Here is a 6,097-nt window from a genome sequence, read left to right on the forward strand (position 1 = left end):
GCCGGGCGCGCGTCGCGACTGGGTAGAGTCCACGCCGTTCACTCATCCAGAGGGGCAGAGGGACACGGCCCGACGAAGCCCCGGCAACCGCCGCCCGCAGCGCTCAGCGCGACGGGGGGGAGGTGCCAATTCCGTCCCGCGCGGCTCGACGGCCCGCAGCGGGGAAGATGAGGAGGTAGTCGTCGCATGACCCTCACCGCTCCCGGATCCCTCCAGGCCGACTCCAGCGCCGGCGGCCCGGTGCCCCCTTGTCCCGCGCGCGGGCTGGTCTGCCGCAACTGCGGCGCCACGTTCGGGCTCATCGCCCAGCACGCCTGCGCCGAGTGCTTCGGCCCGCTGGAGGTCGACTACGACCCCGAGCTGATGAAGGCCGTGACCCGCGAGCAGATCGAGGCCGGGCCGCAGAACATCTGGCGGTACGTGGCCCTGCTGCCCGTCGGCCAGGACCCGGCCGACCGCGTCTCGCTCGACCCCGGGATGACCCCGCTGGTCCGCGCCGACCGCCTCGCCGCCGAGCTCGGCCTCACCGGCGGGCTCTGGGTCAAGGACGACTCGGCCAACCCCACCCACTCCTTCAAGGACCGCGTGGTCAGCCTCGCCGCGACCGCCGCCAAGGGTCTGGGCTACAAGAAGATCGCCGCCGCCTCCACCGGCAACCTGGCCAACTCGGTGGCCGCGCACGCCGCCCGCGTCGGCCTGCCCTCGTTCGTGTTCATCCCGAGCGACCTGGAGCCCGGCAAGGTGGTGCAGTCGGCGGTCTACGGGCAGACGCTGGTCGCCGTCGACGGCTCCTACGACGACGTCAACCGGCTGACCAGCGAGCTCGGCGAGACCGACGAGTTCGAGGACACCGCCTTCGTCAACCAGAACGTGCGGCCCTACTACGCCGAGGGCTCCAAGACGATGGGCTACGAGATCGCCGAGCAGCTGGGCTGGCGCATCCCGGCCCAGGTGGTCATCCCCATGGCGTCCGGGTCGCTGCTGACCAAGGTCGACAAGGCCTTCCGCGAGCTGGCCGCCGCCGGCATCGTCGAGGCCACCGGGTGGACGATCTTCGGCGCGCAGTCGGCCGGCTGCGACCCGATCGCGACCGCCTTCGACAACGGCTGGGACGTCGTGAAGCCGGTGAAGCCCACCGGGATCGCCAAGTCGCTCAACATCGGCAACCCGGCCGACGGCCCCTACGCGCTGGACGCGATCCGGCGCACCGGCGGCGCGGTCGCGCGGGTGGGCGACGACGAGATCGTCCAGGGCATCCGCGACCTCGCCCGCACCACCGGCGTCTTCGCCGAGACCGCCGGCGGGGTGACCGTCGCGGTGCTCCGCAAGCTGGTCGAGAGCGGCCGGCTGGACCCGGCCAAGGAGACCGTCGTCCTCAACACCGGGGAGGGCCTGAAGACCCTCGACCCGCTCGAGCCCGTCGTCGGCCCGACGCACCGGGTGGAGCCGTCGCTGAAGTCGGTGCGGGCCGCCGGGCTCATCGGCTGAGGCCGCTGGTCGCCCGATCCGGCAACACGGTGGCGGGGAAGCCCTTGCACCCCGCGGCTGCTCATGTACCTTCTCGCGCGGATCCAGTTCCATGTTCGTGATATGCGGGCGGAAGAGCTAGGCCCGGTCCCCCGATCCAGAGGGACCGTCCGCACGCACGAAACGTGGGAGCACACGTGGCACAGGGCACCGTGAAGTGGTTCAACGCCGAGAAGGGCTTCGGCTTCATCGCCGTCGACGGCGGCCAGGACGTCTTCGTCCACTACTCGGCCATCCAGATGGACGGGTACAAGAGCCTCGACGAGGGCCAGCGCGTCGAGTTCGAGGTCGTCCAGGGCGCCAAGGGCCCCCAGGCCGACGCCGTCCGCAGCGCCTGAGAACCACCCAGCAGCACCGATCGGAGGCCCGGTTCCCCCAGCGGGGGAGCCGGGCCTCCGGCATTCCTTGCACTCGCCCGCCCCGAGTGCCAGACTCGCTTCTGGCACTCGTACCCTCTGAGTGCCAATCAGGTCGGTCGGTGAGGCACCGGCGCGCGGGCCGAAGGAGCGCCCGCACCGCTGGTGTCGTCCGTCGCGGGCGCCGCACCCGGCCGTGCAGCGATCAACGCATGGAGGACATCACCACATGGCCAAGATGATCGCCTTCGAGGAAGAGGCGCGCCGCGGCCTCGAGCGGGGCATGAACACCCTCGCCGACGCCGTCAAGGTGACCCTCGGCCCCAAGGGCCGCAACGTCGTCCTGGAGAAGAAGTGGGGCGCCCCCACGATCACCAACGACGGTGTGAGCATCGCCAAGGAGATCGAGCTCGAGGACCCGTGGGAGAAGATCGGGGCCGAGCTCGTCAAGGAGGTCGCGAAGAAGACCGACGACGTCGCGGGTGACGGCACCACCACCGCCACCGTGCTCGCCCAGGCCCTCGTCCGCGAGGGGCTGCGCAACGTCGCCGCCGGCGCCAACCCGATGGCCCTGAAGAAGGGCATCGAGAAGGCCGTCGCCTCGGTCAGCGAGTACCTGCTCTCCACGGCCAAGGACGTCGAGACCAAGGAGCAGATCGCCGCCACCGCGTCGATCTCCGCCGCCGACCCCGCCATCGGCGAGCTCATCGCCGAGGCGATGGACAAGGTCGGCAAGGAAGGTGTCATCACCGTCGAGGAGAGCAACACCTTCGGCCTCGAGCTCGAGCTCACCGAGGGCATGCGCTTCGACAAGGGCTACATCTCGCCCTACTTCGTGACCGACGCCGAGCGCATGGAGGCCGTCCTCGACGACCCGTACGTGCTCGTCGTCAACAGCAAGATCAGCTCGGTCAAGGACCTGCTCCCGCTGCTGGAGAAGGTCATGCAGTCGGGCAAGCCGCTGGCCATCATCGCCGAGGACGTCGAGGGCGAGGCCCTCGCGACCCTGGTCGTGAACAAGATCCGGGGCACCTTCAAGTCCGTCGCCGTCAAGGCCCCGGGCTTCGGTGACCGCCGCAAGGCCATGCTCGGCGACATCGCCATCCTCACCGGTGGCCAGGTCATCAGCGAGGAGGTCGGCCTCAAGCTCGACACCGCCGACGTCGCGCTGCTGGGCCGCGCCCGCAAGGTCGTCGTCACCAAGGACGAGACGACGATCGTCGAGGGTGCCGGGGACGCCGACCAGATCCAGGGTCGGGTCAACCAGATCCGCAGCGAGATCGAGCGGTCGGACTCCGACTACGACCGGGAGAAGTTGCAGGAGCGCCTGGCCAAGCTGGCCGGTGGCGTCGCCGTCATCAAGGCCGGCGCCGCGACCGAGGTCGAGCTCAAGGAGCGCAAGCACCGCATCGAGGACGCGGTGCGCAACGCCAAGGCCGCCGTCGAGGAGGGCATCGTCGCCGGTGGTGGCGTCGCCCTCGCGCAGGCCACGGCCGTCGCGTTCGAGAAGCTCGAGCTCGAGGGTGACGAGGCGACCGGTGCCAACATCGTGCGCGTCGCGCTCGAGGCGCCGCTGAAGCAGATCGCCGTCAACGCCGGCCTCGAGGGTGGCGTCGTCGCGGAGAAGGTCCGCAACCTCGACACCGGGCACGGCCTCAACGCCGCCACCGGCGAGTACGTGGACCTCGTCGGCGCGGGCATCATCGACCCCGCCAAGGTGACCCGCTCGGCGCTGCAGAACGCCGCCTCCATCGCGGCGCTCTTCCTCACCACCGAGGCCGTCATCGCCGACAAGCCGGAGAAGGCCGCTCCGGCCATGCCCGGTGGCGACGGCGGCATGGGCGGCATGGACTTCTGAGAAAGGACCCCCTCGCTTCCCGGAACACGCTCCGGGCCCCGGCGAGGGGGCCGTTCCAGAACGTCGCCACAGGGGCGGTCCCGCATCGCGGGGCCGCCCCTGTCGGCGTCTCCGGGGCCTCCCGGGGAAGCCCCGACGTGCGTCCCGGAGCCCGACTTCCGGGGAAACGGGCCCTGAGCTGCCCTCCCGAGCCCTGCTTCCGCGAAGAAGGGCCACCCCGGCACAGGCCGGGGGCCCGCCACCGAACGGTGACGGGCCCCCGGGTCGTGCGACGGGTCAGCGGACCTCGACCGGGAACGGTCCGAAGACCGCCCCCTCGCTCGACTTGACCCAGATCTCGGTCGGTGCGGTCGCCGGCGCCGGGTCGACGGTGGCGTCCCAGGCCCCGACGTTCTCCGGGGCCTCGATCGCACCGACGACGGCCGTCGGGTACCCGGCGATCGGGTTCAGCGCCGGCCCGGTGCCCGCGGTGTTGGTGCGGTGCACCGTGATCGTCGCCCCGGGCACGGTGCCCGAGCCGCTGATCCGGAACTCGTCGCCGGTCCGGAACTGCGCCAGACCGATCGCGATGTCGTCACCCACGACCCGGTGAATCACCGGGAGCGACAAAGCGCTGTACGGGGTGGCGGCCGCCGTCCGGGACTGCACCCGGAAGGTGTACCGCTGGCCGTCCGCGTTCTTCGGTAGTCCGGTGACCTGCGCCGTGGTACCGGTGACGACGGTGTCGTACTCAGGCATGAGCACGACCGTGACGGGGGTCGTCGCCGTCGCGTCCGTCCGGAGGGAGACCCGCACCCGGTAGCTGGTGGCATCGGGCACCGGGTTCCACGCGAGGTCGACCCGCCCCTGGGGAGCCGCCGGGTCAGGCCCGGCGCCACTGGTCCCGGTGATCGCCAGCCCCGTGGGTGCAACCGCCGCGGCGGCTGGCTGGGGCGACACGACGCCGGAGGCGTGCGTGGCGTTCCCGGCGGCGTCGATCACCGCGATGGCGACCGGGGTGTTGTCGGCCGTGATCGCGATCGGGCCCTGGTAGATGAGCGCCGAGGGGGAGGGCACGTTGCCGCCGGCCTCGGTGGTCACCGCCGAGCCGTCCACCGTGTAGTAGATGGTGCCCTCGTCGGCGGACAGGGTCAGGCTCCGGTTGGCCGCGACCACCGCGGTCGTCCCGTTCAGCACCGGGTCGGTGGTCAGCACGGGAGCGGTGGTGTCGGTCTCGCCCTCCGGGAGCTCGGGCGAGGCCGTCCCGGCCAGGGCGAAGGGAGCGCCCATCTCGTTGCCGACCATCGAGCGGACCTCGACGGAGTACAGCGAGCCGCCGGTCAGGCCGTCCACGACCACCTGGGTGGTCTCGGCACCCACGCGGTAGCCCTCCTGCCGCTGGTTGCCCTGGTCGATGGCGGTGACGCTGTAGCCGGTGACCGCTGCGCCACCGACCACCGGAGTCGCGGAGGCCCAGGTGACCGTGGCCGCGGTCCCGTCGGCGTTCCAGACCGTGGAGTACTCGCTGACCGGGGGCTTGGCGCCGTCCGGGCCGGCCGGGCAGCCGGGGGCACCACCGCTGGCCAGCCCGTACTCGGCCAGGGTCAGGCCGAGCTGCTGCTCGACGGTGGTGGCATCGGCCATCCAGCTCAGCGCCGTGGCCTGGCCCTCGAACACCAGCTGCTGGTCCGTCGGCGACAGGTCGTCGAACGTCACGGTGAACTCGCCGTTCGCCGCGGTGCCCGAGACCGTGTAGCCGGTCGGGACCTCGTCCGGCACCTCGTTGGGGCTCCAGCCGATGGCCCGCTCGCCGATGGCGCTGGGCGCGTCGCGCCCGCGCATGGCCGGGTTGACCACCTCGATGTTCAACCGGTCGAGGCTCACGTCGGAACCGTAGGTGCCCTTGATCGTGACCGAGTTGACGCTGCCCGGCGCCGGGTCGCTGGCGGTGATCTCGGTGATCTGCGCGGAGCCCACCTGCATGCCGTCGACCAGCGGGGAACCGCTGAACCTCACCGACACCTGGTCGCCGGGCACGATGTCCGGGGTGACGTCGGTGAAGCACGACGCCGAGTCGTGGTTCCACTCGATGAAGCCGTCCGCCGGCACGACGCCTGTCGCGGTGCCGACGGTCTGCCCTCCGCGCGAGACGGTGAGGGTCGCCGTCTGGCCGGCCTGGGCGGTGTAGCCCTCGATCGCGACCATGTCGCGGTCGGGGAAGACCTCGATGTTTCCCGGCCCGGCCGGCGGGGTGCCGGCGCTCGCCACCCCCGCGAGGGTCGTCACGACCCCCGCGGCGGTGACGACGGCGAGGCCGCCCGCCATCGCGGCGCGGCGGGCTCTGGTGGTGGTGCGGAGCGCTCCGGTCGCGGAGGAG

At 71.8% G+C, this 6,097-nt stretch carries 4 protein-coding genes and 1 riboswitch; of the genes, 3 read left to right on the top strand and 1 reads right to left on the bottom strand.

What is annotated here, in order from left to right:
* Positions 1 to 39: 39 nt before the first annotated feature.
* A riboswitch (SAM riboswitch) is annotated at positions 40 to 174 on the top strand.
* A 12-nt stretch (positions 175 to 186) separates the two neighbouring features.
* The 3 genes from thrC (at position 187) to groL (ending at position 3,741) form a co-directional block, all read left to right on the top strand.
* Positions 187 to 1,488: a threonine synthase gene (gene thrC, locus E9529_RS14465; protein WP_236831850.1), complete on the top strand. Its 1,302-nt coding sequence runs from the start codon at positions 187 to 189 to the stop codon at positions 1,486 to 1,488.
* Positions 1,489 to 1,664: 176 nt separating this feature from the next.
* Positions 1,665 to 1,865, top strand: a complete 201-nt coding sequence (locus tag E9529_RS14470; protein WP_040337424.1) for a cold-shock protein — start codon at positions 1,665 to 1,667, stop codon at positions 1,863 to 1,865.
* 247 nt (positions 1,866 to 2,112) lie between these two features.
* Entirely contained in the window at positions 2,113 to 3,741 is a 1,629-nt protein-coding gene (groL, locus tag E9529_RS14475) for a chaperonin GroEL (RefSeq protein ID WP_236831851.1), read from the top strand.
* Between the two features lie 276 nt (positions 3,742 to 4,017).
* On the opposite strand, the gene E9529_RS14480 is transcribed toward groL, so the two are convergent.
* On the bottom strand, positions 4,018 to 6,097 hold a 2,080-nt coding region (locus E9529_RS14480; protein ID WP_236831852.1), incomplete at its 5' end, for a fibronectin type III domain-containing protein.

The sequence above is a fragment of the Blastococcus sp. KM273128 genome, assembly GCF_021698975.1.
Taxonomy (GTDB): Bacteria; Actinomycetota; Actinomycetes; order Mycobacteriales; family Geodermatophilaceae; genus Blastococcus.

Coding starts and splice junctions, on each gene's coding strand:
- groL (WP_236831851.1), top strand. CDS start 2,113: ATGGCCAAGATGATCGCCTTCGAGGAAGAGGCGCGCCGCGGCCTCGAG.
- thrC (WP_236831850.1), top strand. CDS start 187: ATGACCCTCACCGCTCCCGGATCCCTCCAGGCCGACTCCAGCGCCGGC.